This window comes from Archangium primigenium, assembly GCF_016904885.1.
In the GTDB taxonomy this organism is placed as follows: Bacteria; Myxococcota; Myxococcia; order Myxococcales; family Myxococcaceae; genus Cystobacter; species Cystobacter primigenius.
This window is the reverse complement of sequence record NZ_JADWYI010000001.1, coordinates 3,992,560-4,018,333: the sequence shown is the minus strand read 5'-3', so window position 1 is coordinate 4,018,333 and position 25,774 is coordinate 3,992,560. Positions and strand designations below refer to the sequence as shown.

Annotated in this window: 24 protein-coding genes; 5 read left to right on the top strand and 19 right to left on the bottom strand. The window is 70.4% G+C overall.

Annotated features, from left to right (window positions below; translation table 11 throughout):
- Positions 1-54 precede the first annotated feature (54 nt).
- Entirely contained in the window at positions 55-1,194 is a 1,140-nt protein-coding gene (locus I3V78_RS16705; RefSeq protein ID WP_204489177.1) for a class I SAM-dependent rRNA methyltransferase, read from the top strand.
- A 9-nt stretch (positions 1,195-1,203) separates the two neighbouring features.
- On the opposite strand, the gene I3V78_RS16700 is transcribed toward I3V78_RS16705, so the two are convergent.
- The gene (locus I3V78_RS16700; RefSeq protein WP_204489174.1) at positions 1,204-1,815 is read right to left on the bottom strand and encodes an START domain-containing protein; all 612 of its coding nucleotides are present in this window, start codon (positions 1,813-1,815) and stop codon (positions 1,204-1,206) included.
- A 45-nt stretch (positions 1,816-1,860) separates the two neighbouring features.
- On the opposite strand from I3V78_RS16700, the gene I3V78_RS16695 reads away from it, so the two are divergent.
- On the top strand, positions 1,861-3,375 hold the full coding sequence (locus tag I3V78_RS16695; RefSeq protein WP_204489171.1) for an HD domain-containing protein: 1,515 nt from the start codon (positions 1,861-1,863) through the stop codon (positions 3,373-3,375).
- 3 nt (positions 3,376-3,378) lie between these two features.
- Positions 3,379-5,334, top strand: a complete 1,956-nt coding sequence (locus I3V78_RS16690; RefSeq protein WP_204489169.1) for an HD domain-containing phosphohydrolase — start codon at positions 3,379-3,381, stop codon at positions 5,332-5,334.
- Positions 5,335-5,344: 10 nt separating this feature from the next.
- On the opposite strand, the gene I3V78_RS16685 is transcribed toward I3V78_RS16690, so the two are convergent.
- Genes I3V78_RS16685 through metG form a run of 3 tightly spaced genes read right to left on the bottom strand, consistent with a single transcriptional unit; the run spans position 5,345 to position 9,194 of the window.
- Entirely contained in the window at positions 5,345-6,121 is a 777-nt protein-coding gene (locus I3V78_RS16685; protein ID WP_204489167.1) for a TatD family hydrolase, read from the bottom strand.
- Positions 6,118-7,098, bottom strand: a complete 981-nt coding sequence (locus I3V78_RS16680; protein WP_204489164.1) for a HEAT repeat domain-containing protein — start codon at positions 7,096-7,098, stop codon at positions 6,118-6,120. Before I3V78_RS16680 ends, I3V78_RS16685 begins: the two co-directional genes overlap by 4 nt.
- A gap of 2 nt (positions 7,099-7,100) precedes the next feature.
- Positions 7,101-9,194, bottom strand: coding sequence for a methionine--tRNA ligase (gene metG / locus I3V78_RS16675; protein ID WP_204489162.1), 2,094 nt, complete (start codon positions 9,192-9,194; stop codon positions 7,101-7,103).
- 116 nt (positions 9,195-9,310) lie between these two features.
- Between metG and I3V78_RS16670 the strand changes: the two genes are divergently transcribed.
- Positions 9,311-10,138, top strand: a complete 828-nt coding sequence (locus tag I3V78_RS16670) for an NRDE family protein (protein WP_204489153.1) — start codon at positions 9,311-9,313, stop codon at positions 10,136-10,138.
- Positions 10,139-10,277: 139 nt separating this feature from the next.
- Here I3V78_RS16670 and holA read toward each other — a convergent pair whose 3' ends face one another.
- The 5 genes from holA to I3V78_RS16645 form a co-directional block, all read right to left on the bottom strand.
- Entirely contained in the window at positions 10,278-11,597 is a 1,320-nt protein-coding gene (holA, locus tag I3V78_RS16665) for a DNA polymerase III subunit delta (RefSeq protein ID WP_204489151.1), read from the bottom strand.
- Complete coding sequence (gene holB, locus I3V78_RS16660) at positions 11,594-12,622, bottom strand: DNA polymerase III subunit delta' (RefSeq protein WP_204489149.1); 1,029 nt, start codon at positions 12,620-12,622, stop codon at positions 11,594-11,596. The genes holA and holB overlap by 4 nt, the downstream gene beginning before the upstream one ends.
- A 39-nt stretch (positions 12,623-12,661) precedes the next feature.
- Complete coding sequence (locus tag I3V78_RS16655) at positions 12,662-13,597, bottom strand: TIGR02757 family protein (RefSeq protein ID WP_204489147.1); 936 nt, start codon at positions 13,595-13,597, stop codon at positions 12,662-12,664.
- Between the two features lie 99 nt (positions 13,598-13,696).
- Positions 13,697-14,164 carry a molybdenum cofactor synthesis domain-containing protein gene (locus I3V78_RS16650; protein WP_204496667.1) on the bottom strand — a complete coding sequence of 156 codons (468 nt, stop codon included), beginning with the start codon at positions 14,162-14,164 and terminating at the stop codon, positions 13,697-13,699.
- A 198-nt stretch (positions 14,165-14,362) separates the two neighbouring features.
- On the bottom strand, positions 14,363-14,680 hold the full coding sequence (locus I3V78_RS16645) for a Rieske (2Fe-2S) protein (protein ID WP_204489145.1): 318 nt from the start codon (positions 14,678-14,680) through the stop codon (positions 14,363-14,365).
- 180 nt (positions 14,681-14,860) lie between these two features.
- Between I3V78_RS16645 and polX the strand changes: the two genes are divergently transcribed.
- The gene (gene polX, locus I3V78_RS16640; RefSeq protein WP_204489138.1) at positions 14,861-16,603 is read left to right on the top strand and encodes a DNA polymerase/3'-5' exonuclease PolX; all 1,743 of its coding nucleotides are present in this window, start codon (positions 14,861-14,863) and stop codon (positions 16,601-16,603) included.
- Positions 16,604-16,606: 3 nt separating this feature from the next.
- Here polX and I3V78_RS16635 read toward each other — a convergent pair whose 3' ends face one another.
- From I3V78_RS16635 to I3V78_RS16590, 10 genes are read right to left on the bottom strand one after another with little or no spacing between them, the layout of a single operon-like run.
- Positions 16,607-17,170 carry an adenine phosphoribosyltransferase gene (locus I3V78_RS16635; RefSeq protein ID WP_204489136.1) on the bottom strand — a complete coding sequence of 188 codons (564 nt, stop codon included), beginning with the start codon at positions 17,168-17,170 and terminating at the stop codon, positions 16,607-16,609.
- A complete protein-coding gene (locus I3V78_RS16630) occupies positions 17,167-18,441 on the bottom strand; it encodes an MFS transporter (RefSeq protein ID WP_204489134.1) in 1,275 nt (424 codons plus the stop codon). Before I3V78_RS16630 ends, I3V78_RS16635 begins: the two co-directional genes overlap by 4 nt.
- A 9-nt stretch (positions 18,442-18,450) precedes the next feature.
- Positions 18,451-19,395 (bottom strand): extracellular solute-binding protein, encoded by a 945-nt coding sequence (locus I3V78_RS16625; protein ID WP_204489131.1) that lies wholly within the window; start codon positions 19,393-19,395, stop codon positions 18,451-18,453.
- 58 nt (positions 19,396-19,453) lie between these two features.
- Positions 19,454-20,032 (bottom strand): GDP-mannose pyrophosphatase NudK, encoded by a 579-nt coding sequence (nudK, locus tag I3V78_RS16620; protein WP_204489124.1) that lies wholly within the window; start codon positions 20,030-20,032, stop codon positions 19,454-19,456.
- A 43-nt stretch (positions 20,033-20,075) separates the two neighbouring features.
- Entirely contained in the window at positions 20,076-20,981 is a 906-nt protein-coding gene (mtnP, locus tag I3V78_RS16615; RefSeq protein WP_204489122.1) for an S-methyl-5'-thioadenosine phosphorylase, read from the bottom strand.
- Positions 20,981-22,105: a fatty acid desaturase family protein gene (locus I3V78_RS16610; protein WP_204489114.1), complete on the bottom strand. Its 1,125-nt coding sequence runs from the start codon at positions 22,103-22,105 to the stop codon at positions 20,981-20,983. Before I3V78_RS16610 ends, mtnP begins: the two co-directional genes overlap by 1 nt.
- The gene (locus I3V78_RS16605; RefSeq protein WP_204489112.1) at positions 22,092-22,799 is read right to left on the bottom strand and encodes an HAD family hydrolase; all 708 of its coding nucleotides are present in this window, start codon (positions 22,797-22,799) and stop codon (positions 22,092-22,094) included. The genes I3V78_RS16610 and I3V78_RS16605 overlap by 14 nt, the downstream gene beginning before the upstream one ends.
- Positions 22,792-24,156, bottom strand: a complete 1,365-nt coding sequence (locus I3V78_RS16600; protein ID WP_204489110.1) for an NAD(P)/FAD-dependent oxidoreductase — start codon at positions 24,154-24,156, stop codon at positions 22,792-22,794. Before I3V78_RS16600 ends, I3V78_RS16605 begins: the two co-directional genes overlap by 8 nt.
- The gene (locus tag I3V78_RS16595; RefSeq protein WP_204489108.1) at positions 24,146-25,264 is read right to left on the bottom strand and encodes a DegT/DnrJ/EryC1/StrS family aminotransferase; all 1,119 of its coding nucleotides are present in this window, start codon (positions 25,262-25,264) and stop codon (positions 24,146-24,148) included. Before I3V78_RS16595 ends, I3V78_RS16600 begins: the two co-directional genes overlap by 11 nt.
- Positions 25,261-25,767, bottom strand: coding sequence for an NUDIX hydrolase (locus I3V78_RS16590; RefSeq protein WP_204489105.1), 507 nt, complete (start codon positions 25,765-25,767; stop codon positions 25,261-25,263). Before I3V78_RS16590 ends, I3V78_RS16595 begins: the two co-directional genes overlap by 4 nt.
- Positions 25,768-25,774 lie beyond the last annotated feature (7 nt).

Below are 25,774 nucleotides of genomic sequence, written 5' to 3'. Positions count from 1 at the left end.
TTCTCTCCGAGGACATTCGAGCGCGGCCCGCGGCCGGCGCAGGGAGAGGGCACCTTGGTCAATACCTATCTGTCCCGAGATGCGGCGCGCAGGCTCAAGCACGGTGCGCCCTGGGTACGCCGCGAGGACATCCTCTCCATGGAGGGGACGCCGGCCCTCGGTGAGGCCGTCCAACTGCGCGACGAGGAGGGACAGCTGCTCGGGCTCGCGGACGTGGACCTGGAGTCCTCGTACGCGGTGCGCCGGCTCGGCTCGGCCCAGGAGCCCGCCGAGGGGCTCATCCCCCGCCATGTGCGCCATGCCTTCGAGCGCCGGGCCCGCACGGTGGACGACCCCCGCTTCTGCCGCGTCATCAACGACGACGGCGACGCGCTGCCCGGGCTCATCGTGGACCGCTATGGCGCCCACCTCGTCGTGCAGACGCTCACGCGCGCCATGGATGCCCGGTTGCAGGAGATCTCCCGGGCCCTGGTGGAGGTGAGCGGCGCGGAGTCCGTGCTGCTGCGCAACGACACCGCCCGGCGCCGACAGCTCGGTCTGCCCGTGCAGCGGCCGCACACGCTCCATGGCAACCCGCCCCGCTGGACGCGGGTGTTGGAGATGGGCGCGCGCTTCACCGTGGATCTCAACTACGGCTCGGGCGTGGGCTACCCGTACGACCAGCGCGAGCTGCGGCGCTTCCTGTCCCGGCTGTCGCCCAACGCCCGGGTGTTGGATCCCAGCTGCCACGTGGGCGGGCTCTTCGTGCACGCGGGCCGCCATGGGGCGCGCTCCGTGCTCGCCTTCGACAGCGACGCGGACACCGCGGACCTCGCCCGGGAGAACGCCGAGGCCAATGGCCTGATGGGCCGCTTCCAGGTGGAGCGCGGGGACGCACTCGACGTGCTGCACGGCATGCAGGACACCTTCGACCTGGTGCTCCTGGACACGCCCGGGGTCTCCTCGGCCGAGACCTTCGTCGAGCAGGTGCGCCTGGGGCTCAAGGCCACGCGGCACGGCGGCGTGCTGCTCGTCATCGGCTACCAGCCGCCCCTGCCCACGGGGGGCTTCGATGACCTGGTGGCCGAGGCCTGCGAGCAGGAGGAGCGCCGCAGCTTCCGCATGGCCCGCTTCGGCCTGCCGCCGGACCACCCCACCCTCGTGGGCTTCTCCGGCACCGACTACCTGTCGGGCCTGGTGCTCGAGGCGAGCTGATGCGGCGTCCTACTTCGCCGTGGCGTGTTTGCGCACGGCGCGCAGCAGGTCCGGCACCGAGGACTTGTTGGCCTTGTCCGCTACCCACGCGGGCAAGGAGCCTCCCGGGTGGGTGTAGATGTAGTAGGTGACGAAGGTCTTCTTGCCGTCCTCGCGCGGCTCCAGGAGCCAGTAGCCCCGGTTGACCTTCACGCGCACCACGCCCTCGCGCTCGGCGGGGGCGCCCTGGGTGGCCGCCGTCCAGGTGGCCTTCATGAAGCCCTTGCCGTCCTTCCAGTCCGACTCGTCCAGGATGCGGATGGCGAAGTCGCGCTTGTCCACCAGCGGGGCGTTCACCAGGCAATAGAAGGTGATGACCTTGCCCTCACCCTCCGTGGACACCACCCGGCTCTCCTCGGTGTACGGCATGGTCTTCGAGTAGTTCGCGTAGTCACGAATGACCCGCCACACGTCGGCGGCGGGGGCGTCGATCAGGGTGCTGGCCTTCACCTCGGAGACGTCGCTTCCCTCGGGGGTCCGGGCCAGCACGGAGATGCCGTCGTCTCGGGCCACCTGCTTCCAGGGGACTTCGTCGGCACCCGACAGCAGGACGAGCAGGGACAGCGTGGGAAGAAAGGTCATGAGGGCATCCTAACCGCTCGGGTGGTGGTAGTGTGCCGCGCCGAGATGACGACCGACCATCAGGCTGACCCGACCCCCACTGCCTCCGACGCCGCCTCCGTGGAAACGGTGCGCAAGGTGTATGCGAAGGACCTGCGAGAGAAAGACCAGGTCCACACCGTCTTCCGTGTCTCGCAGAAGAGCCGCGTCACGGCGCGCAGCGGCAAGGTGTTCCTCTCCCTCGTGCTCACCGACAAGAGCGGCGAGATCGACGCGCGCGTCTTCGACAAGGTCGAGGCGCTCGAGCCCGTGTTCGCCGCGGGGGACTACGTGCTGGCCAAGGGCCACACCATTTCCTTCCACGGCAAGACCCAGGTGGTCATCGAGGCGCTGGAGAAGCTGGACCCCGAGCCCCTGGACCCCAAGGAGTTCGAGCCCCCCGCCCCCGCCGCCAAGGAGGAGCCGGCCGCCAAGACCGAGGCCCGGCCCGCCGAGGCCAAGGCGGACGAGGCCTCCGCGCCCAAGCGCGACGAGGCCCCGCAGCGCACGGGCGAGGGCCCGGGCGGCGCGCGCGCCGTGGGACAGATCCGCGAGCTCGTCTCCGAGCGCGTGAGCGATGCGAACGTCAAGGCGCTGCTCCTGGCCTTCCTGGACGACGCGCAGATCTCCGCGGCGCTGCCCCACGCCCACGCCGTCAAGGGCGTGCACCACGCCTACCGCGGTGGCCTGGCCGAGCACCTCCTGTCGGTGCTGCGGCTGACGCTCCGGGTGGCGGACCACTACCCCATGGCGGACCGGGACCTGCTCCTGGCCGGCGCCCTCCTGCATGACGTGATGCGCGTGGGCGAGTCCTCCCAGGACAAGGGCGGCGAGCCCTCCGACGAGGGCCGGCTCGTGGGCCACCTGGTGATGACGGCGCAGAAGATCCGCGAGAAGGCGCTCGGCATTCCTCACTTCCCGCCCCTGCTCGAGCAGCACCTCACCCACCTGGTGATCGCGCAGAACACCTCGCCCGAGGGCGGCACGGTGCGCTCGCCGGTGACGCTCGAGGCGCAGATCATCCAGACGCTCTCCTCGCTGGACGCGCGGATCGCCTCGTGGGTGGACGCCATGCAGCGCGACCCGCACGAGCGCTGGACGGAGAACCTCAAGCTCTACAACCGCTCGCTCTGGAAGGGCCCGGCGCCCACCTCGCGCGGCCGCGCGCCCGTGGAGGGCGGAGGCCGCCGCAAGAAGGACAAGGACAAGAAGCCGCCCCGGGAGCGCGCGGAGAAGTCCGCTGGCGGCGAGACGGCCCCGGCGCCGGAGCGCGCCGAGCGTCCGGAGCGCGCCGAGCGTCCGGAGCGCGCCGAGCGCCAGGACAAGCCCCGCGAGCCGCGCCCGCCGCGCGAGCCTCGGGAGCCCCGGCCGCCGCGCGAGGCGAAGGAGGGTCGCGAGCCCCGGGAGCAGCGCGAGCCGCGCGAGCCCCGTCCGCCGCGCGATCCGGTGAACGTGCCCAAGGAACTGACGTTCAAGCCCTTCAGCGTGCTGACCAAGACGGAGCCCACCAAGCCCGAGGGGGGCTCGGACTCGGAAGGCTGAGCCATGGCGAAACGACTGGGCGAGAGGCTCGTCGAGGCGGGCCTCGTCACGACCGAGTCCATTCACAAGGCGCTGGAGCACCAGAAGATCACCGGCCACCGGCTGGGGGACTGTCTGGTGGAGATCGGCCTGCTCCAGGAGGCGACGCTGCTGCGCTTCCTGGCGGCCGAGTTCCAGACGCGGTTCGTCTCCGCGGAGAAGCTGGCCAAGGCCCGCATCGCCACGGAGGTGCTCGACAAGGTGCCGGTGCGGCTGGCGGAGGCGCAGAACGTGCTTCCGCTGGCGATCGACACCGAGCGCGGCATCCTGTCCGTGGTCGCCGCCGAGCCCCAGAACAAGAAGCTGCTGGACGAGATCGCCCTGGTGACGGGCCTGGAGGAGGTCTACGCGTACGTGGGCCTGCGCAGCTCCATCGCCGCCGCCATCCGCAAGCACTACTACGGCGACCCCACGGCGTTCGCGTCGCTGGAGTTCGGCGGGCAGATCCGCGCGGACGTCAACGCGATGACGTCCGCCTACGAGAACACGGGCGGCACCGCGCCCAAGGCGAGCCTCCAGCTGCGGCTGGACACGGAGACGCGCCTGCGGCTGCAGCGCCCGGCCACCCAGACGCGTGGCACGCGGGGCGACGCCCTCACCGGCTCGCGCGGCACGATCGCGGACGCCGACTACATCGAGACGCTGAACATCCTCGTCACCCTGCTCGAGCGCGAGCGCAAGTACCACCGGGGCCACTCGGCGCAGCTCGCGCGCCAGGCCGCGGTGGTGGCGCGCCGGCTGGGCATGTCGCCCAAGGACGTGTCGGCGGTGAGCATCGCCGGCTTCCTGCATGACCTGGGCAAGCCCGCGGACCGCCACTTCTGCCTGGCCAGCAACGCCGTCAACGCCGAGTGGCTGGCGGACTCCAAGCGCTACGCCCGCGTGCCGCCCAAGGTCTTCGAGACCGTGCACCTGCCCACGCAGGTGAACACCATGCTCGCGCAGATGTACGAGGCCTACGACGGCTCGGGCTCGCCCCAGGGCGCCAAGGGCGACGACATCACCCTCGGGGCGCGCATCCTCGCGGCGGTGGACAGCTACCTGGAGCTGACCAAGAACCCCACCAACGCCCTCGGCAAGGTGCTCAGCAAGGCCAAGGCGCTCGAGCACCTGCGGGAGAACGCGGGCACGCTGTACGATCCGCTCGTGGCGGACATCGTCGCGCAGGTGCAGAGCGGCGAACTCCTGCGGCACCGGCTCACCAACGATGGCCGTCAGGTCTTCATCGTGGAGCCCGAGGAGAGCACCCGCACGGATCTCCTGGTCTCGGCCCAGAAGCAGGGGCTTGTCGCCTACACGCTCTCGCAGATGGAGGGCGCCTACGACGCGCTCGCCCACCAGGAGTGCGACGTGCTGGCGGTGGGGCTCAAGTTCGGCCTGGAGGAAGTGCTGGCGCTGCTGCAGGCGGTGCGCTCCTCGGCGGAGCACGCGGGCCTGCCCGTGGTGGTGCTCGGCAACCCGGACGCGGGCACGCGCGAGCGCCTGATGATGGGCGGCGCGACGGCGGTGGTGGCCCCCACCACGCCGGAGGAAGCGGCCCACACCCTGCGCACGCTCTACGACGATCGCATCCAGCACAACGGGCCGGCGCGGGTGGTCCGCGGCAGCCTGGACGAGATGCCCGCGCAGGAGCTGCTCAAGACGCTGGGCACGCAGAAGAAGTCGGGACGGCTCCACCTCAAGCACCACGCGCACGAGGGCTTCCTGCACCTGGAGCAGGGCCGGGTCGTCTTCGCCGCCGTCGCGGGACAGACCGGCGAGCAGGCCCTGCAGACGCTGCTGGGCTTCCACCACGCCGACTTCCGCTACGATCCGGACTCGCTGCTGGTGGATGCGCCGCAGATCGACAAGGCGATGGACAGCGTCATCCAGCAGATCACGGCGGTCCGCCGACCTTCCGTCGCGGTCCCCACCGTCTAGGCGCTCGGCTTCACGCCACCGTGAAGCCGAACAGCCGCGCCGCGTTGGCGGTGGTGACCTGGGCCACCTCCTCCACGGACACGCCCTTGAGCTCGGCGACCTTCTTCGCCGTCTCCACGACGTAGGACGGCTCGTTCTTCTTGCCCCGGTAGGGCACCGGCGCCAGGTACGGGCTGTCCGTCTCCACCATCAGCCGATCCAACGGGGCGAAGCGCACCGCGTCCTGCAAGGCCTCGGTCTTCTTGTAGGTGACCACGCCGGAGAGCGACAGCAGGAAGCCCCGGTCCAGGTAGCGCCGCGCCGCGTCCGTGTCCCCCGTGAAGCAGTGGATGACGCCGTGGTGCAGCCCCTGCTCCTCGAGGATGGCCTCGCAGTCGTCATGCGCGTCGCGCACGTGCACCACCAGGGGCTTGCCGAGTTGCTTCGCCAGCGCGCACTGCCGGCGGAACACCTCGGCCTGCACCTCTCGCGGCGAGTGGTCGTAGTAGTAGTCGAGCCCCGCCTCGCCCACGGCGCGCAGCTCCGGCCGGGCGCAGGTGCGCGCCAGGTGCTCGAAGTCCGCTTCCGTGGCCCGGGCCGCCTCGTGCGGATGGATGCCCAGGGTGGGCGTGAAGAAGTCCGGATGCGCGGCGGCGATCTCCAACGCCGAGCCCCAGTCCCCCGGGCCCTGGAACTGGCCCACGATGACGGCGTGCACGAGGCCCGCGGCGCGGGCGCGCTCCAGCGCGGCATTCACCCGCTCGGCATCCGAGCGGTCGAAGTGACAGTGCGAGTCCACGAACTTCATGGCACCTCCTGGATGAGCTCGGAGAGCTCGGTACGGGCCTCGGCGGAGAACGACGGCAGGACCGCGCGCACGCGCGCACGGCCCTCGGGAACGGCGAGCAGCCACAGGCCCTCGGCGGCGTCGAGCCGGAAGTCCTCGGGCACCCCCGGCTCGTCGAGCAGCGCCAGGAGCCACGGCAAGGCCACCGTGTCCCCCAGTCGGCCGAGGCCCCGCGCCGCCGCGCCCCGGCACTTGTCCTTCGGATCCTGGAGGATGCCGCGCAACCGCTCCAGCGCCCCGGGCGCCTTCACCTCGCCACACAGCTCCACGGCGAGCGCCCGATCCTGGGCCCAGTTCCACCGCCGCTTCTCCGAGCGCTTGAGCAGCCACGCCGCGCCGTCCGGATCGCCCAACCGCGCGAGCACCCCCGCCGCCTGGGTGCGATCGAACGCGGGCAACAACAAGCGGTGGAAGAGCGTCTGGACGGCGGGCAAGGCGCGCGCATCCCCCAGCTCCGCCAGCGCCCCGAGCGCCCGGAAGCGCAGCAACTCGATGTCCAGCGCCTGAACGAGGGTGTCGAGGCCCGCCGGATGCTGGAGGGACGCCATGCCGCGCGCGGCCTCGAAGCGCACCTCGAACACGGCGTCTTCCAGGAACCCCGCCAGGGTGCCCCGGCAGTCGGCGCGGCCCAGGTCCGCCAGCCGACCGGCGGCCTCCAGGCGCACGAGGCTCTCGGGATCCGTCAGGCGGGCGGCGAGGAAGCCCGGCAGCTCGTCCGCCGGGAGCACCACGGTCGCCAACCCCACCCCCAAGCGGCGCACCGCCACCTGCTTGTCCTCGAGCAGCCGGGCCAGGGCGGCGGAGAACTCCGGAGCCCGCGAGGTGTCCTCCGCCGCCAGGTGGAAGAGCAGCTCGGCCGCCTCGGTGCGCAGGGCGGGATTCCGCTCGCGCTCGAGGGCGAGCAGGGCCCCGTCTCGTTCGCCGCGCCAGTCCGTCACGCTCACTTCACCTCGGAGCCCGGGGGCATGTCCCCCGGGTCCAGCAACGACAGGTTCTTGCCGCCGGGGCCCGCGGTGAGAATCATCCCGCGCGACTCGATGCCCCGCAGCATGCGCGGCTTGAGGTTGGCCACCACCACCACCTTGCGCCCCTGCACCTGCTCGGGCTGGAAGGCCTCGGCGATGCCGGAACAGATGGTGCGCGGCTGCCCTTCCCCCAGGTCCACGGTGAGCTTGAGCAGCTTGTCCGCCTTGGGCACCCGCTCGGCGGCGAGGATGTGGCCCACGCGCAGCTGCACCTTGGAGAAGTCCCCGATCTCGATCTCTCCCGAGCCGGCCTCGGCGGGCGCGGCCTTGACCTCGGCGGGCGCGGCCTCCGGGGCCTTCTTCTCGGCCTTGCCGCCCTTGGCCGGCTTCGCCTCGGCGGCGGGCGCGGGGGTGGCGCCGAGAATGGCGTTGACGCGCTCCTCTTCCAGCCGGGGCAACAGGGGCTCCGGGGTACCCACGGGGCGCGAGCGGTCGAGCAGCGGGTAGCGCGCGGTGGCGAGCCCCTCGAAGGTGAGCGGCGGCGCGTTGAGCTGGGCGAAGAGCTTCTCCGTCACCCGGGGGATGACGGGCGTGAGCAGCGCGCCCAGCAGGTAGGCCACCTCGGCGGCGTCGCTCAGGTCGGCGCGCGCGGCCTCGGGGTCCGTCTTCACCTTGGCCCAGGGCGCGGCGGTCTGCAGGAAGGCGTTGGCGGCCTGGGAGATCTCCGTGATGACGCGGATGGCGGAGCGGTACTCGAGCTTCTCGAAGGCCTCGCGCACCTCGGGCACGCGGGCGAGCGCGGCCTCCACGAGCGCCCGGCCCGGGCCCTCCTGGGTGGCGGGCGCCAGGCGCTTCTCCAGGGCGGGACCCGCGAGCATGGACAGGCCGCGGTTGGCCAGGTTGCCGATGTTGTTGACCAGCTCGCCGTTCACCCGCAGGCGGAAGTCCTTGAGGCTCAGGTCGAGGTCCTCGACGCCCGGGCCGAGGTTGGCCGCGTAGAAGTAGCGCAGGTAGCTCGGGTCCAGGTGCTCCAGGTAGCTGCGCGCGGGGATGAGCGTGCCGCGGCTCTTGGACATCTTCTCGCCGTTCACCGTGAGGTGGCCGTGGGTCTTGATGGCATCGGGCTGCTTGAGCCCGGCCACCTTGAGCACCGCGGGCCAGAACAGGGCGTGGAAGTAGACGATGTCCTTGCCGATGAAGTGGATGATGCGCGCGTCACTGCCCTCGCCCCAGTAGTCCAGGGCGCTCTGGGCCTTGCCCGTGGTCTGGGCCCACTTCTCGGTGGTGGCGATGTAGCCGATGGGGGCGTCCAGCCAGACGTAGAAGTACTTGTCCGTCTCGCCGGGGATGTTGAAGCCGAAGTAGGGCCCGTCGCGGCTGATGTCCCAGTCGGCCAGGCCCTTCTCGAAGAAGCCCTGGAGCTGGGTGGCGAGCCCGGGGTTGATGAAGTCCGGCCGGCGCAGCGTCTGCTGGAGGAAGTCCGCGTGGCGCGACAGCTTGAAGAACAGGTGCGAGGAGTTGCGGCGCACGGGCGGCGTGCCACACAGGGCGCACCGGGGCTCGACGAGATCCGTGGGCGCGTAGGCCTTGCCGCACTTCTCGCACGCGTCGCCGTACTGGTCCGCCGCCTTGCAGTTGGGACAGGTGCCCTTGATGAAGCGGTCCGGCAGGAAGCGCTTGTCCGTCTCGCAGTAGGCCTGCTCGATGTCGCGCTTCTCGATGTCGCCGTGCGCCTTGAGCCGGCCGTAGATGAGCTCCGCGTAGTGCTTGTTCTCGGGCGAGTTGGTGGAGTGGAAGTAGTCCACGCTCACGCCGAAGTCGCGGAAGTCCGCCTGGTGCGCGTCGTACCAGCGGCCGATGAACTCCTCGGGCTTGAGCCCCTGCTTCGCGGCGTTGATCTCGATGGGCGTGCCGTGCGTGTCGTCGGCGCAGAAGTAGACGACGTCCTTGCCGCAGGAGCGCAGGAAGCGCACGTAGATGTCGGTCTGCACGTACTCCACGAGGTGGCCGATGTGGATCGGGCCATTGGCGTACGGCAGTGCGCTGGTGACGAGGATTCTCTCCGCCATGGGTTCTCCTGAAGGGCGGCGGACCTTAACCGCTCGGCGGGCGCGGGTCATCGGGAACCCGCACGGAGGGCGTGGACATGCGGGCGCCCCGGGAGTCTGTTATCGCTTGGTTCACGATGTGTACCGTCCTCATCCTCCGCCAGGCCCACCCCGAATGGCCGCTCATCGTCGCGGCCAACCGCGACGAACGCTACGACCGCCCCGCCGAGGGGCCCCAGGTCCTCCGCCAGACGCCCCTCACCGTGGGCGGGCTCGACCTGGAGCGCCGGGGGACCTGGATGGGCGTGACCGCCCAGGGCTTCGTCGTGGCCCTGACCAACCAGCGCTCCTCGGCCAACCTGATGCATTCCCCCCTGAGCCGGGGTGATGTCGTCCTGAAGGCCCTGGAGGCGGGCAACCGGGAGGGGGTCGAAAACTACCTCGCGGGACTGGATGCCCGGGCCTACCGGCCCTTCAACCTGCTCTTCGGGGACGCCACGGTGCTCCGGGTGGCTTATGCCCGGCCCGACCAGGCCCGCCTCCGGGTGGAGGACGTGCCCCCGGGCGTCCACGTGCTGCCCAACGACGTGCTGGACTCGCCGGTGCTGCCCAAGGCCGCGCGGGCCCTGGTGTTGGCGGAGAAGGCCGCCCACCGCCCCTGGCCAGAGACGGTGGAGGCGCTCCGGGCGGCGCTGGCCGACCACGTCCTGCCGGAGACGGTGCCCATGCTGCTGCCCGAGGAGGCGGACTCGCCGGAGCTGCGCGCGCTCATCCGCCGCTACCAGGCCCTGTGCATCCACACCGAGAGCTATGGGACGCGCTCGTCGGCCATCCTCGCCCTGGCGCCGGGGCGGGTGGGCCACTACCTGGCGACCGACGTGGCCTCCTGTCAGGCCCCGTTCCGGGACGTCACCGGGCTGCTGAAAGTCCCGCCGTCAGGAATTTCCGCGCCCGTGCGTCCCTGAAAGCGCTGCCCGGCCGAGGATGCCGAACACGCTCTGGTACTCGCCTGAAAAGCGAGCGGTTCGACTCCGCCTGGGCCCGGAAGGGTCCGCCCAAAAAAACGGCGTCCTCACTCGGGCAGCACCCTTTTTTCTTCCGTCCTCAGGCGCTGCCGCAGACGGTCCACAACAGCCGCTCGATGACGAGCTTGCCGCTCGCGCTGGACTTGAGCGCCAGGTCCGACTCCGCGCAGGCCACGAGCGAGTCGAGCAGCTCGCGCCGCTTGTAGCGGGCCGCGCCCTGCATGGCGAGGAAGGCCGCGTACGGGTGCGGCGCCTTGCCCTTGGCCGCCTTGGCCTCCTCCTCCACGCGGGGGAAGACCTTCGCCTTGAAGTCGTTGAAGGAGCGCGGCAGCGTGCCCCCGGCGAAGCGCTCCAGCCGCTCGTGGTTCTCCAGCATGCCGCGCACCACGGAGGCCACCGCGCCGAGCAGTTGCAACCCGTGCACCCCCTGCCCCATGGCGTCCACGGTGTAGTCCAGCGCCGCCTTGAAGTTGCGGTTCTGCAGGGCCTCGGACAGCTCGAAGAACTCCTCCTCGCGCGTGTGGGCCACCAGCAGCGCCACGTCGGCGGACTCGATGGTGGCGCCCTCCACGTACGTGGCCAGCTTCTCCAGCTCCGACTGGAGCAGCCGCACGTTGCCGCCGATGCGCTCCTTGAGCAGGTCCGAGGCCGCCTTGCTCAGCTTCTTCTTGAAGGGCCAGAGGAACTCCTCGGCGAGCGGACCGATCTCCAGATCCTTGTGGCGCGCGGCCACCTTGCGCTCGACGAACTTGCCCTTGTCCTGCGCGAGCTTCACCAACGGGTTCTTCGCGTCCACGTCCGTGGCGGCGAGCACCAGCGTGTGGCCCGGGGGCAGCCCCTTCTCGTAGAGCGACAGCAGGGCGCTCGCGTCCCCTTCCGGGGAGCTGATGCGCTCCTCGCGGCAGAAGACGGCCACTTCCTTGAGGAAGAGCAGGTCCGCCTCCGCCAGCTCCACGTTCAGCTCGTCCTTCCACTCCTCCACGGACGGGGCGCCCGGGGCATCCGGATCCAACTTGTCCGCGCCCCACCCCGCCCGCGCCGCCAGGGCCAGCAGCCGCCGCGCGCCTTCCTTGCGCTTGCCCGCGGTCCACGCCTCGCGCGCCTTGCCCAGCGCGTTGCCCCGGCCCTTCTTGGGCGCGAGGAACTCCGGGTCGCGCACCAGCACCACCTTGCGCCCGGGGAACAGCGGCAGCGTGGCCAGCTCCTGCGCCACCTCGCGCGGCGAGCCCGCGTCCAGCACGGCGAAGTTCAGGCCCGCCGAGGCATCCGGCAGGAGCGCCTTCACCAGATCGTCCGCGCCCCGGCGCACGAGGTACTCCTCGCCCCACAGCAGGTAGAGCGGGTGGACCGTCTTGCCCGCCCGGGCCTCGTCCAGCACGTCCTCGATGTCCGCGCTCATCGTCCCTCCAACAGTTCAATGAGCATCCGCTCGAGCTGCAGCCGGGCCGAGCCGTTGCGCTCCACGATCGTCGCCCGGGCCTTCTCCATCAGCGCGTGCCGACGGTGCAGCGTGCCCTCGTGGGTGCGCGCCGCCACCTCGTGCGCGAGCGGGGCCAGGTCCCGGTTGGCGAGCCGCTCTCCGCCCGCCTTGGCCAGCGCCACGTCCCGGGTCCACAGGGAGAGGATGCCGAGCGCCTGCTCCGCCGTCTCGCGCGACTCGCCGAAGGTGCCCGCCCAGCGCAGGAGCGCGCCCACGTTGCCGGGGGTGAGCGCCTCGAAGCCCTCGATGACCTCCTTGCGCGCCGCGAGCGCGTCCAGGTCCAGGGCCAGCGCCCGGCCGAGGCTGCCACCCGCCATCACCGCCGCGAGCGCCGCCGTCTCGGCGTCCAGCTTGCGCTCGGTGCGCAGGCGCTCGGCCACGAAGTCCGCGGGCAGCGGGTTGAACTGCACCTTGCTGCACCGGCTGCGGATGGTGGGCAGCATCTTGTCCGGCGCGGACGCGAGCAGCACGAGCGTGGTGTCCGCGGGCGGCTCCTCGAGCGTCTTGAGGAAGGCGTTCTGCGCCTGGGGGTTCATCTGGTGTGCGTCCACCACCAGGGCCACCTTGCGCTTGGACTCGAGCCCGTGCAGGGCGAGGCGCTCCAGCAGGCCGCGGATCTGCTCCACGCGGATGTCGCGGCTGGGCGTGCCGGTGAAGTCCGAGCGGCCCGCGAGCCCGCGCTCCACGCGCTCGGCGTCCGGCATGAGCCAGGTGACGTCCGGATGGGAGCCCTTGCCGATGCGGATGCAGCTGGCGCACGTGCCGCAGCCCTCGTTGGGCTTCTCCGGACAGGTGAGTGCCTGGGCGAGCCCCACGGCGGCGCGCTCCTTGCCCACGCCCGGAGGGCCCGCGAAGAGGTAGGCGTGATGAACCGCGCCGCTGCGAAGCGCCGCTTGGAGCGCGTCGATGGCGCGCGGCTGTCCGACGACCGAAGCCAACGTCATGGCGCGTGTATCCCCGCTCGCGTCCCAGGCGTCAACCACTCAGCGGGTAGCGCGCGCCCCACCCGCCTTCACCGTCCGGCGTCCCGTCCCACAGGAGGGCAGCAGCAGACACCGGGCGCAGTTGTCCACCACGGGCCGGGTGGGACACACCCCACTCATGCCGTAGTGACACAGGGCGAAGTCGAAGCGCACCGGATCCTCCGCGTCGAGCGCCCGGAGCGACGCCGTCACCTCCTCGGCGGTGCGCCAGCTCAGGTCGTTGCGCCGGGTGAGCCCCAGGTGCTTGGAGATGCGCCCGATGTGGGTGTCCAGGGGGATGAGCAGCGCCGAGGGCCGCACGCGCGTCCAGATGCCCAGGTCCACGCCGTCCGGGCCGCGCACCATCCACCGCAGGAAGAGGTTGAGCCGCTTGGCGGCCCCGGCCCCCAGGGGCGAGGGCAACAGGTGCTGCAGGCCACGCTCCGGGCCCATCGCCGCGCGCAGCGGGGCCATGGGCACGTCCCGCAGCGCCGTGGTGAAGGCCGCCAGCGCGCCATGCCACGTGCCGCTCGCCTCCAGTCCCCGGACGAAGAGCGCCTCCAGACTCCCGTGCTCGCGCAGCGCCCGCCCCATGCCCAGCAGCAGCACCGCCACGTCCGTGCCCACGTTGAAGCGGTAGACGAAGCCCTCGAGCAGCGCGCGCGCCCCCGCCACGTCCAGCTCGCGCACGAAGGCGGCCGGCGAGGGCCCCATGCGCCGCAGCAGCGCATCCACCTTGGGCCGGAACAGGTCCGCGCGGCCATAGGCCAGGGCCGCCGCCAGGAGCGCGCTCACCTCCATGTCCCGGGGGTCGCGGTAGCGGTGGGGGAACTCCAGCGGATCGAACGCGATGCGCGCCCGGCTGTCCGTGGAGGCCAGGAAGGACGTGAGGCACGGCAACAGGCGCGCGGCGTCCCGCGTGCTCAAGCCAGGGGGGGTGGGTTTTCGCGGGGCCATGGAGTCGGACGGGAGGGGACTTCCGATAACACGTGACCGCCGAAGTCTCATCCCTCGGAGGTCCCCTCGTACCGCCCGGACCAGCAAGCCAGGCGAGCCCTAGCGCGTCAGCTCGCGCACCGCGTGGCCCAGCTCGGGGAGGATGAGCTTGTGCAGGCCCAACCGGACCGCCTGGGGCGAGCCCGGCAGCGCGAAGAGGATCATCCCCTGCCAGGTGCCCGCCGTGGCGCGGGACATCATCGCCGGGCTGCCGATCTCCTGGTACGACAGCATCCGGAACAGCTCGCCGAAGCCGGGCAGCTCCTTCTCGAAGAGGCCGCGCAGCGTCTCCACCGTGCTGTCGCGCCGGCCGATGCCCGTGCCCCCGGTGAAGAGGACCGCCCGGGCCCCCGCCTCCCGCGCCTCGTTCAGCGTCGCGCGGATGGCGTCCGGCTCGTCCGGGATGAGCTTGTAGCCGCTCACCGTGTGCCCCTCGGACTCCAGCACCTCGCGCAACACGCGGCCGCTCTCGTCCCGGGCCGTGTCCCGGCTGTCCGAGCACGTCACCACGAACGTGCTCACGTGCACCGGCGCGTGCGCCTTGTGCTCCGCCGCCGCGGGCGACTCGTGCGTGTGCTCGGGGTGGTGGTGGTGGTGCCCATGCCCGTGGTCGTGCGCGTGGTCATGTCCATGCTCGTGGCCATGGTCATGCCCGTGCTCGTGGCCATGAGGGTGGTGGTGGTGCCCGTGGCGGTGGTCGTGTCCTTCGTGTGCCATGCCGTCCTCCTACAGGTCCTTCTCGGACAGTTCGACGAGCAGATCCCCGTCCTCGACCGAGACGGCCATGGTGGGCTGATCGTCACACACGCCCGGCGAGGTCTCGTTCTTCCCCGAGTCCATGTCGAAGCCCACCTCGTGACACGGGCAGACGACCAGGTTGCCCTCGATGCGGCCACCGGACAGCAGGCACCCGGCGTGGTTGCACGAGTCATCCAGGCCCTTGTAGCGGCCATTGATGCGGGCCACGCACAGGCTGCGCTTGCCCACCTCGTAGCCCCGCATCTCCTTTTCGGCGAAGTCCGCCGGACCGAGCTTGATCTTCATCGCGTGTGTCTCTCGTAGCAGTCGGGAATCCCGCGCCCCCTTGTACCCCGCCCGGCGGGAGCCAGGGAAAGTCTTGCGCGGGACGGGGAGCTTTGCGCCCGCCCGCCCGCCGTGTCGTCCAGCCGTCGTCACCTTTCCGCTCGCCTGCACCCCCTCCCCGAGGGCATTACATTTCCCAACGTGAAGACCCCTGACAAAACCACCGTGGTCCAGGTCCTCCGGGACATCTCGCTCCTGCTCCAGATGAAGGGGGAGAACCCTTTTCGCAGTCGGGCCTACGACATCGCCGCCGACCGCGTCTCGGGCCTCGCCGAGGACCTGGGGACGCTGCTGCGCGAGGGCCGTCTCCAGGAACTGCCGGGCATCGGTCAGGCCATCGCGGACAAGGTGTCCGAGCTCTTGTCCACCGGGCGACTGACCTTCTACGACAACCTGCGCGCCGAGCTGCCCGCGGGCGTGCTGGAGCTGGTGCGCGTGCCGGAGCTGGGCCCGAAGAAGGCCGTGCTGCTCGCCCGACAGTTGGGCGTGGACGGCGTGGACGCGCTGGAGAAGGCGTGCCGCGAGGGCCGCGTGCGGCAGGTGGCCGGCTTCGGTGAGAAGAGCGAGGCCAAGCTGCTCGCGGGCATCGAGCTGTTCCGGCGCACGTCCACGCCCCGGCGGCTGCTCGGGGAGGTGCTCCCCGTGGCCGAGCGCCTGCTCACGTCCGTGCAGACGATGCCCGGCGTGGTGCGCGCGAACGTGGGCGGCAGCCTGCGCCGGCGCGCGGAGACGGTGGGCGACGTGGACCTCATCGCCTCGGCGGCCGAGCCGGGCGCGGTGTTCGACGCGTTCTGCCAGGCCCCGGAGGTGGCGAGTGTCATCGGCCGGGGCGAGAGCAAGTGCTCGGTGCGGCTGCACGAGAAGGACCTGCAGGTGGACCTGCGCGTGTTGCCGGACGAGGACTTCGCCACCGCGCTGCACCACTTCACCGGCTCGCGCGCCCACCACGTGCGCCTGCGGGGCCTGGCGCAGGAGCGCGGCCTGAAGATCTCCGAGTGGGGCGTGCACCGCGCCGACGGCACCAAGCTGCGCGTGCCCGACGAAGCGGCGCTCTACCGGCTGCTGGACATGCAGTACATCCCCCCCGAGCTGCGCGAGGACACGGGGGAGATCGAGGCGGCGCTCGCGGGGCGGCTGCCGGAGGACCTGGTCGCCTGGGAGGACATCCAGGGCGCGGTGCACGCGCACAGCACCTGGTCGGACGGCCGCAACACGCTCGAGGAGATGGCGCGCGCGGCCCAGGCGCTGGGGCTCAAGTTCCTCACCGTCACCGAGCACAGCGAGGCGTCCATCTATGCCGGCGGCCTCACGGTGGATGCCCTGCGTCGGCAGTGGGACGAGATCGACCGCGTCAACGACACCGTGAAGGGCCTGCGGCTGCTCAAGGGCATCGAGGTGGACATCCTGGAGACGGGCGCGCTCGACTACGCGGACAGCGTGCTCGAGCAGCTGGAGGTGGTCATCGGCTCCATCCACGTGCGCCACAGCATGGACGAGGAGCAGATGACGCGCCGGCTGCTGCGGGCCTTCGACAATCCCCACCTGCAGATCCTCGGACACCCCACCGGGCGCCTCATCCAGAGCCGGGACCCCTACCCCTTGCGCATGGAGGCGGTGCTCGACAAGGCGGCCGAGCGCGGCGTGGTGGTGGAGGTCAACGGCAAGCCCGAGCGTCTGGACCTCAAGACCGAGCACGTGCGCATGGCGACCGAGCGCGGCGTGAAGCTGGTGGTGAGCTGTGACGCGCACCGGACCACGGATCTGGCCAACCTGGCCTTCGCCGTGGCCACCGCGCGCCGGGGCTGGGCGCGCAAGGGCGACGTCCTCAACACCCTGCCCGCCGAGCGCTTCATCACCGCCCTGCGCGAGCAGCGCGCGGGCTGAGCCTCAGTAGGACAGGAGGGCGTGGACCTTGTCCCGCCCCAGCCGCTCGCGGCCCGGCAGGAAGTCGAGCGCGATGAGGAAGCTGTAGCCCACCAGCTCGCCGCCGAGCTGCGCCACCAGGCGTCCGGCGGCGGCGGCCGTGCCCCCCGTGGCCAGCAGGTCGTCCACGATGAGCACCCGGGCGCCCGCGGCCAGCGCGTCCTCGTGCATCTGCAGCCCGTCCTCGCCGTACTCCAGGGAGTAGCGCTCGGTGCGGGTGCGCGCGGGCAGCTTGCCCGGCTTGCGCGCCGGGACGAAGCCCGCCTGCAGCTTGAGGGCGAGCGGCGCGCCCAGCAGGAAGCCCCGGGCCTCGATGCCCACCACGTGGGTGATGTGCTGGCCCTGGAAGGGCGCCGCCATGGCATCCACCACCCGGCCAAGCAGCCGCGGGTCGGCGAGCACGGGCGTCATGTCCTTGAAGAGGATGCCCGGCTTGGGGAAGTCCGGCACGTCCCGGAGCCGGGCGTTCACCTCCTCCCGCAGGGAGACATCATGGAGGGGAGGAGACGCGGCGAAGGTCTGGGTCATGGCGTGGCTCCGGCCACCGGGGTGGACGAGGGCGTGGGTTGCCGGCCCACGGTGAAGCGGCGGGCGATCAGGATGGAGAAGAAGACGTAGATGCCGATGATGCCGATGGGCAGGGAGGGCCCGAAGGCATCGGCGACGACCCCCGCGACGAGCGTGCTCACGGTGAGCGCCATGTCCGCGCCCAGCCGCCAGATGGAGTACACCCGGCCCGAGTGCTCGGGCGGACACGCGACGTGGATGGCGCTCCAGAGCGCGATGTTCTGGATGGCCATGGACGCGCCCGCCAGCGCCGTGAGCAGGATGACCATGGGCAGCGTCGTGGCGAAGTACATGAAGCCGAACGAGGCCCCGATGCCAATCCAGGCGACCGTCGCGTAGTTGAGCGCCTTCTCCCCCATCTTGAGCCGCGTGGAGAAGAAACCCGCGAGCAGCCCGCCAATGCCATACGCCGTGACGGCCGAGGCGTGGCCGGCGGTGCCGCCGCCCGTGGTGTCGAGCGTCAGGCGGGGCAGGAGCACGTAGTAGCAGGCGCCGTAGGCGAGGTTGAAGAGGATCTCCGCCACGATGATGTACTGGAGCGCGGGCTGCTGGCGCACCACGACCATGGCGTCCTTGAAGTCCGCCACCAGCCCCTTGCGCTGCTTGCGCTCGGTGCGGAACTCCCGCACCTCCAGCTTGCGCCCCGCGAAGGCCATGCCCGCGTAGAAGACGCCGATGAGCGCGTAGAGATTGAAGACCGGCATCAGGCCGCGCATGGCGTTGGCGAGCAGCGGCGCGGTGAGCCGGGCGGCGCGCTTGGCCGTGTCCGCGATGCCGTTGAGCTGCTGCGTGTCCGCGCCCTCCCGCGCCAGCCCGCGCACGAGCGAATAGAAGCTCGGCGCCTCGAAGGTGCGGCACGTGGAGATGGCGAAGGCGAACATGCACAAGAGCGGCACGCTCATCCACCCGAGGTTGGACAAGCCCGCCACCAGCAGCGCCAGCGCGCCACACAGCAGGTTGGTGAGGATGATGGTCCGCCGGGGCGGGGTCGCATCCGCGTGCGAGCCCGCGGGCAGACTGAACAGCCACAGCGGCGTGCGGCTGGACATGCTCGCGAACGCGGTGGCGGTCGACGAGTGCGTCAGCTCCCAGACGATCCAGATGAGCGCCACGTCTTGGATGACGTCCGCCATCAACACCGACAAGCGGCCCAGGAAGACCACCCGCACGTTGTGCTGGCGGAAGAGGCTGACCGGGCGCTCGGCCTCGAGGGGCGCGGAAGACACGTTCATGGACAATCCTCAGACAGATGCGGGCGTGAAGACGCGGCGCCAGGTCTCGCACGCGGACGCCCGGGAAGCCACCGCCTGGGCGGCGTCGATGGGTTGGAGGGGGAGGCCCTGCTCCCTGGGCAAGGCACCCGCCGCGCCCACCAGGACGACCTTGTGATACTTCCGATAGATGGCGCAAGCCTCGGGCGTCAGCATCCAGTCCAGGGCGCGAGCCGCCGCTTCCTGGCGAACGGAGCCCGCGCGCATCGCGAAGCCCTCGGGCTCCGAGCCCGCCGCGTCCGCGGGAATCACCATCTTGACGGGCAGCCCCATGCGCGCCGTGCGCTCGGCGGCGATGGACACGGTGACACCGATGGACGCCTCGTCCCCCGCCACCGCCAGGCAGGGCGCGAACGCCGAGCGCTCGATGAGCGGCCGGTTCGCGGACACCCCGCGCAGGATCTCCCACGTCTTGGCCTCACCCGCCTGCTGCAGGAGGGCCGTCAGGTGGAGGAAGCCCGCCCCCGAGTAGGTCGGGTCCGGCACCACCAGCTCGCCCCGGTAGCGCGCGTCCGCCAGGTCCTCCCACCGCGTCGGCAGGGGCAGTCCCTTGCGCGCCAGCCGCGCCTCGTTCACGCAGAAGGCGGGGACGAAGGCCGACGGACAGAACCAGCGCGATTCGGGGTCCCGCGCCGCCTCCGGCAGGCTCCGCACGCGCTCGGACGCCAGCGGCGCGAACCAGTCCCGCAGCTCCGGGGCGAGCATCGTGGTCAGCGCCCAGCCCAGGATGAGATCCCACTTCCCGTCGGGCCCCTCGGCGAGCAGCCGATCGAGCAGGGCCGCCGTGGACATGCGCTCGATGCGGATGTGGAGGTCCGGGTGCGCCGCCTCGATGCCCCGGGCGTACTCGGCCAGCTCGTACTCCTCCATGGCGCTGTAGGCCACCACGGTCTGCTTTTGAATCACGTCTGTCATGACGATGTCCTGGACGAAAGCAGACCCGGGCCCGACGGGCGGACTCCGGGAACCACTCTCAGTCGAGCAACCCCGCGAGCTTCGCGTGTTGCAAGAGCATGATGGTCTTGCCGTCCATGATCTCGCCCGTCGAGATCATCTTCAGCGCCTGGTCGAGCGGCAGCTCCAGCACCTCGATGTCCTCGCCATCCGAGTGCACGCCGCCGCCCTCCCCCGTCTTGTCCCGGTCCGTGTACTCGCCCACGAAGAAGTGGAGGATCTCGGTGACCGAGCCCGGGCTCATGAAGGCCTCGAACGCCTTGCGGACGTTGTTGACCAGGAAGCCCGTCTCCTCCTCCGTCTCGCGCTTGATGCACGTCTCCGCGTCGTCCGTGTCCAACAGGCCCGCGCAGGCCTCGATCAACATGCCGTGATGGCCATTGACGAACGCGGGGAAGCGGAACTGGCGCGTGAGGATGACGGTCTTCTTCGCCCGGTTGTAGAGCAGGATGGTCGCGCCGTTGCCCCGGTCATACGTCTCCCGGCTCACCTTCTGCCAGGAGCCGTCCTTGCGCTGGAAATCATAGGTCGTCTTCTTCAAGACATACCAGTCATCCGACAGCACGACGACGTCGTGGATGCGGATGCGCTCTCGCATGTCATTCTGGGAGCCGGCAACGCGCGCGATTTCGCTGCTCATACTATTGGGAACCTCCACTCGGGGGGGTGATGAGGCGGGGCACGACGAAGCCCAAGCGTAGCATCATCTCGGGATCGCGCGCGGAAGGATGGGTCATGATGGCCGTGTCGAGCGCGTGATCACACCCGCGCGGGCACGCCGTGCGATGCTGGGCGAGCATGCCACTCACTTTCTCGACAAGTGAGTTGGCCTGCACCGCGATGCGCTCCATGCGCTCGGAGACGAGGCTGGCCGTCACGGCTTCGTGACTGTCGTACCAGCAATCATAGTCCGTGGGCATGGCCACCATGGCGTAGCAGAGCTCCGCCTCGCGGGCGAGCTTGGCCTCGGGCATGGCCGTCATGCCAATCACCGTGCCGCCCCAGCTGCGGTAGAGATTGGACTCGGCCCGCGTGGAGAACTGCGGTCCCTCCATGACGACATACGTCCCCCCGTTGACGTGCTGCAGCTTCAGCGTGGTCGCCACTTCCGCGAGCGCCATCCGCATCCGTCCGCACACCGGATCGCCAAAGGGAACATGCCCCACCAGGCCCCGCCCGAAATAGGTCTTTTCGCGCTGGATGGTCCGATCGATGAACTGGTCCACGAGCACGAACGACCCGGGCGGACAGTCCTCCCGCAAACTTCCAACCGCACTGAGCGAGAGCACCTGCGTGCAGCCCACGTGCTTGAGCGCGGCCATGTTGGCGCGCACGTTGATCTGCGCCGGGGGAATGCGGTGGCCAGGGCCGTGGCGTTGGAGGAACGCGACCGGCGCCCCACCGAGCTGGCCCAGGATGAGCTCGTCCGACGGCTCGCCGAAGGGCGTCTCCACCTTCACCCGCTGGATGTCCGACAGGGCCAGCAGCTTGCTCAATCCACTGCCCCCGATGATGCCGAGCCGGGGAACCTTCTTGTGCGTGTCCATTACCGTTCCTCTTGGATGTAGAGCGTTGCTTCGAGCGGGCTCTCCGTGACCAGGCGCTCGTTGAGCTCGGAGAGCGCGGAGGGAATGCCGTCACGGGAGAAGAACAGGCCCTCGCTCGCATGGGCCGTGTAGCGGGGCTCGTCCACCTTGAGCACCGCGTCGATGGCGGGCAGGTAGTTCCAGCGCACGCCCGGGTAGAGCGAGTGCGCCAGGTGGTAGGCATCCGAGCTCGGGCAGATGAACACCCGCACGAGCCACCCCGTCACGCCCCGGTAGTCCGTGGGGCGGCCCGCCAGGAACTCCCGCGTGAGCCGGTCCTCGGACCAGCTCGGGCTGATGAACCAGCGGTGCTCGGTGAGCAGCGACACCCAGGCAAACAGGGAGTAGGTCGTCATCAACGGCACGAGCCAGCCCCAGGCGATGCCCTTCCAACCCGCGGCGGCGTACAGGAGCGCGCCCAGCGCGAGCAGCGTCACCACGCGGGCCCCGGCCGTTGTCCGGCTGTGATTGAGCAGGCTGTTGCGCACCATGGTCCGGAAGCTCACCCACAGGCCCGCGGGCGTCAGCGGGTAGAACAGCCGCGCGATGAATTGTGCCTGCGTCAGGCCCGACTGCATGCCCCCATCCCGAACGCGTGCGCGATTGGGATCGAGCTGCTCGTGGTTCGGGTGCCGGTGGTGCTCCTGGGTGTGGGTGATCTGCCGGCTGTGCATGTCCCGCTTGAAGGCGGTGAACTGGTAGAACACGTCCGACAGCCACCACTGCCAGCCGCGCGAGCGGCACAGGGCGTAGTGCACGGCGTTGTGCCCGAACTCCTGGAGCGCGCGGAAGCGGCCGCCCACCCAGAAGGTGAGCGCGAACCACGCCAGGGGGTGATCCACCCAGCGCGCGAGCAGCACGCCCACGAAGATGTCGAGCCAGGCCCAGAGGAATGGCAGGGGCGCGAAGAACTCGTCCCCGCGCTGGTAGAGCGCGTCGCGCTGCCCTTCCTTCCGGGGACGGAGCCGCGAGACCCGCAGGGCCTGCTCGGGATCCGAGTGGTGGAGGAACACCGCCGCGCGGAACGACAGCGTCACGGCCACCAGCACGGCGATCCACAGGGGCAACGACTCAGCGGGAATCATGGAGGACACCTCGCAGATGGGGCACGGACCCGATGACGGGCCACGGCAGCGCCTCGAAGAGCGCGGGAATGCCAGACACCCTCAGGGCATTGCAGGACGCCAGCCGCGCGTCGTCCTGATGTCCGCGGGAGATGATGCAGCTCTTCCAGCCCAGCTCCGCGGCGATCTCCGCGTCATGGGTGGTGTCTCCCAGGTAGACGATCCGGTCTCCCTCCAGGCCCAAGGCCTCCTGGAGGCGCCGCCCCTCCTCCAGCTTGCTCGTCGCCTGCTCGTCGCCGAGCCCGCACACATGGGTGAAGTGGCCCGCGAGCCCCTTGGCCTCGAGCGTGCGCACCAGCGTGGGCCGGTAGGACGCGGACAGGATGGAGGACTCGATGCCATTGCGGCGCAGGCACTCGAGCAGCTCCAGCGCGCCCTCGTTCAACGCGCAGTGCCGCACCCGGTCATCGAAGATGGACAGGTACTCGCGGATGATGTCCCCGAAGGGCACCCGCACCAGGTCGAACCCCAGCGCGGCGTAGAACTCGGAGATGGGGAACTGGAACCGGGCCCGGTACATGTCCCGGGTGACGGCGGGCACGCCGAAGCGGGCACACACGTGGTTGACGCCCGTCACGGCCAGCTCCACGTCGTCGAGCAGGGTGCCGTTCCAATCCCAGACGACGTGTTGAATCCGACTCCAGACCTCACGCATGGGAAGGACTCCCGGTCTTGCCGAAACGAGGACGCAGCTTGTTGAGGACCACCCGGGCCGCGATCTCGGGCCGGAAGAGCTGACTGGGCGGCACCACCAGGTTGGTGACCCCCACCTGCGTCTGCAGCGTCAGCCGATGCGACGCGGCCAGCTCACACAGCCCCGAGCCGTACCAGTGATGGAACTTCAGGCTGAGCGAGCGACGCCCCTGGGTCTCCGGGAAGCGCATGTCCTCGGAGACGGCCATGTTCCAGGCGGGCTCGATCACGTCCACCAGCTGGCGCTGGATGACCTGCAGCCCGAGGCCCCCCCGCAGCCACACGGGGAGCTGCCGCCGGAGCACGTCCGCCTCCAGCGCGCAGAGCGTCATGCCCTGGCTGTACAGGGGGTTCATGCTGCACAGCGCATCCCCCATGACCAGCAGGCCCTGGGGCCACACCGGGACGTCCTCGTAGTGGCGCCGGAAGCTGCCGGGGATCCCGAAGCCCGCCACGTCCGACAGGGGCTCGGCGTCGCGGATGATCTCCTGGATGTCCGGCACGGGCAGCGTGCCGAGGAACCGGAGGAACTCGTCGGGGTCCGCCTTGGGAAACTCCCCGAACCACCCGCCCGTGGTGACCAGCCAGCGGTCCCCCTCGATGGGGCTGATCACCCCCATGGCGCGGTTGTGCGGCGGCTTGGGCAGCACGAGCAGCACCTTCCAGCGGTCGGCGAACTCGGGCCGACGGCGATAGACGCGGGACGCGTAGCCCAGCTTCGTCTCGACGAGCGTCTTGCGCACCTCGCCCAGGCCCTCCTTGGCCAACCACTCGGCCGTGCGGGAGCCACGCCCGCTGACGTCCACCACCAGGTCTGCGGCCAGCTCCCGCGCGGGCTCCTCCAGCACCACGCCGCGCACACACGGCGCGCCCCCCTCGTGGAACTGGAGACCCAGCACGCGCGTCTTGGAGAGCACGGTGATGCGCGGGTTGGCCCGGATGCGCCGCCGCACCAGGTTGTCGAGCAAGCCCCGGCTGCAGTAGTGCGCGCTCACGCCCGTGCGGAAGCGGTTCTTCCAGTTCCCGTAGTGGAAGCATTTGACGTCATGGCCCTGGTCCGCGACGTCGGCCCCCGCCTGCTCCAGCTCCTGGAGCAGCCCGGGGAAGATCTCCTCCATGACCTGCTTGCCGCGCAGCAGCAGCAGGTGGACGTGCTTCTCCTGGGGAACGCTCCGGCGATCCTTCAGGTCGTCCTCGAAGTCGCCCTTCTCGATGAGGGTGACCCGGCCGAACACCGACGACAACACCTCGGCGGCGAGACAACCCCCGATGCTGCCGCCGAGGACGATGGCGTGTCTGTCTTGAGCATTACCCGTCATAGGCATTCACCGTGTCGACGATGTGCTGGAGATCCTCGGGCGACAGCTGGGGATGCAGGGGAATCGTCGTCAGCGAGCGCAGGAGCCGCCGCGCGTTCTCACACTCCCGCCGGTAGGGCGCCAGGAGCTCGTAGTTGTACAAAGGCTGGTTGTCGTACTTCTTCACGTCCGAGGGAACACCGTGCGCGACCAGGTGCTCGACGAAGCGCCGGCCATCCCCACGCACCACCTGCATGAGCATGGCGTAGCCGTTGATGACGCCGCCCTCCACGAGCGGCAGCTCGCGCACGAGCGGATTGTCGATGCGCTCGAGCAGGAACTGGCGGTTGCGCGCCCGCACCTCCAGATGCCAGTCGATGGCATCCAGCCGCGCGAGCCCCACGGCGGCCTGCAAACCGCCGAGCTTGTAGTTGAGCCCCACGCGCTGGCCATCCAGGTTGCCAAAGCGCGTGTAGGCCCGCATCCGCGCGTCCCGGGCGGCATCGTTCGTCATCACGAAGCCCCCCTCCCCCGTGGACATGAACTTGCCCTCGTGGGTGCTGAAACAGGCGATGTCGCCATACTCGGCCAGCCACTTCCCGTGGAGCCGGGTCACGTGGCAGTGCGCCAGATCGAGGATCAATGGGATATCCAATGAGCGCGCGAGCGCCTGGAGCTCGTCCGCCTTCGTGGGATAGCCCCACATGGGGACCTCGATGATGGCGCGGGTGCGCGGAGAGACGACCCGCGCCAGGGCCAGCGGATCGAGCCCGAAGCTGTCCGGACGCACGTCACAGAACACGGGCGTGAGCCCGCGCGCCATGAGCGGCAGCACCGTGCAGATGGGGCAACTGGGCGGCACGATGACCTCGTCACCCACCTCCCAGTCCACCCCCTCCAGCGCGACCGCGACCGCCGCCGAGCCCGAGGAGACGGCCAGCACATGGCGCAGGCCGTAGCGCTCGGAGATCTTCCGCTCGTACTGCTCCACGATGGGCGCGGTGCCGGTGAGCCCCGTCTCCAGGGCCCGCCGCAGGTAGAACTCGTCGTCGGCGTGCCGGTGCCGGACCGCGTCGTCGATCTCGCGGTACGGCACGTCCCGACGGGGGGCGCTGGCCGCGGTGCTCATGCGGCCACCTGCCCCGCCTGGGCCGCCACGGCGCGCCAGACGTCCTCGTCCTCGAACACCCGCCCCAGCAGCACGCGGAAGTTCGGGAACAGCTTCAGGTCCGCGAGCTCGTCCTGCCCGAAGAAGCGGGCGGCGTGGACCTCGTTGTTCGTGACGCACCGGGTGTCGTCCGCCACGCACAGGTAGATGAGGTCGATGTGGTAGTGCGGCCCCTTGGGATCGTTGATGCGCTCGCACAGCACCCGGTAGGGCGTGTGCAGCACATGCACGTCGGCCTCGGCGTCGGCCAGGGGCGTGTCGAGTGCACCCAGGATCCTCGCCTGGATTCCGGTCTCCTCGCTGATCTCCCGGAGCACGGCGTCGTCCGGCGACTCCATGCTCTCGATGTGCCCTCCCGGATAGAGCCAGACACCGAGCTTGCGGTGGTGGATCAACAACACCTTGCGCTCCGGATGGAGGACGAAACCAGACGCGGTCCACTGCTTGGGCAAACGAGGATCCATGGCGTGC

Bases quoted from the DNA above. Each gene is read 5' to 3' on its own strand.
- I3V78_RS16625 (WP_204489131.1), bottom strand. From the start codon at position 19,395: ATGACAGACGTGATTCAAAAGCAGACCGTGGTGGCCTACAGCGCCATG.
- I3V78_RS16655 (WP_204489147.1), bottom strand. From the start codon at position 13,597: ATGGCCCCGCGAAAACCCACCCCCCCTGGCTTGAGCACGCGGGACGCC.
- I3V78_RS16600 (WP_204489110.1), bottom strand. From the start codon at position 24,156: ATGACGGGTAATGCTCAAGACAGACACGCCATCGTCCTCGGCGGCAGC.
- I3V78_RS16630 (WP_204489134.1), bottom strand. From the start codon at position 18,441: ATGAACGTGTCTTCCGCGCCCCTCGAGGCCGAGCGCCCGGTCAGCCTC.
- nudK (WP_204489124.1), bottom strand. From the start codon at position 20,032: ATGCGAGAGCGCATCCGCATCCACGACGTCGTCGTGCTGTCGGATGAC.
- I3V78_RS16700 (WP_204489174.1), bottom strand. From the start codon at position 1,815: ATGACCTTTCTTCCCACGCTGTCCCTGCTCGTCCTGCTGTCGGGTGCC.
- I3V78_RS16670 (WP_204489153.1), top strand. From the start codon at position 9,311: ATGTGTACCGTCCTCATCCTCCGCCAGGCCCACCCCGAATGGCCGCTC.
- holB (WP_204489149.1), bottom strand. From the start codon at position 12,622: ATGACGTTGGCTTCGGTCGTCGGACAGCCGCGCGCCATCGACGCGCTC.
- metG (WP_204489162.1), bottom strand. From the start codon at position 9,194: ATGGCGGAGAGAATCCTCGTCACCAGCGCACTGCCGTACGCCAATGGC.
- mtnP (WP_204489122.1), bottom strand. From the start codon at position 20,981: ATGGACACGCACAAGAAGGTTCCCCGGCTCGGCATCATCGGGGGCAGT.
- holA (WP_204489151.1), bottom strand. From the start codon at position 11,597: ATGAGCGCGGACATCGAGGACGTGCTGGACGAGGCCCGGGCGGGCAAG.
- I3V78_RS16645 (WP_204489145.1), bottom strand. From the start codon at position 14,680: ATGAAGATCAAGCTCGGTCCGGCGGACTTCGCCGAAAAGGAGATGCGG.
- I3V78_RS16610 (WP_204489114.1), bottom strand. From the start codon at position 22,105: ATGATTCCCGCTGAGTCGTTGCCCCTGTGGATCGCCGTGCTGGTGGCC.
- I3V78_RS16605 (WP_204489112.1), bottom strand. From the start codon at position 22,799: ATGCGTGAGGTCTGGAGTCGGATTCAACACGTCGTCTGGGATTGGAAC.
- I3V78_RS16595 (WP_204489108.1), bottom strand. From the start codon at position 25,264: ATGAGCACCGCGGCCAGCGCCCCCCGTCGGGACGTGCCGTACCGCGAG.
- I3V78_RS16695 (WP_204489171.1), top strand. From the start codon at position 1,861: ATGACGACCGACCATCAGGCTGACCCGACCCCCACTGCCTCCGACGCC.
- I3V78_RS16690 (WP_204489169.1), top strand. From the start codon at position 3,379: ATGGCGAAACGACTGGGCGAGAGGCTCGTCGAGGCGGGCCTCGTCACG.
- I3V78_RS16635 (WP_204489136.1), bottom strand. From the start codon at position 17,170: ATGACCCAGACCTTCGCCGCGTCTCCTCCCCTCCATGATGTCTCCCTG.
- I3V78_RS16590 (WP_204489105.1), bottom strand. From the start codon at position 25,767: ATGGATCCTCGTTTGCCCAAGCAGTGGACCGCGTCTGGTTTCGTCCTC.
- I3V78_RS16685 (WP_204489167.1), bottom strand. From the start codon at position 6,121: ATGAAGTTCGTGGACTCGCACTGTCACTTCGACCGCTCGGATGCCGAG.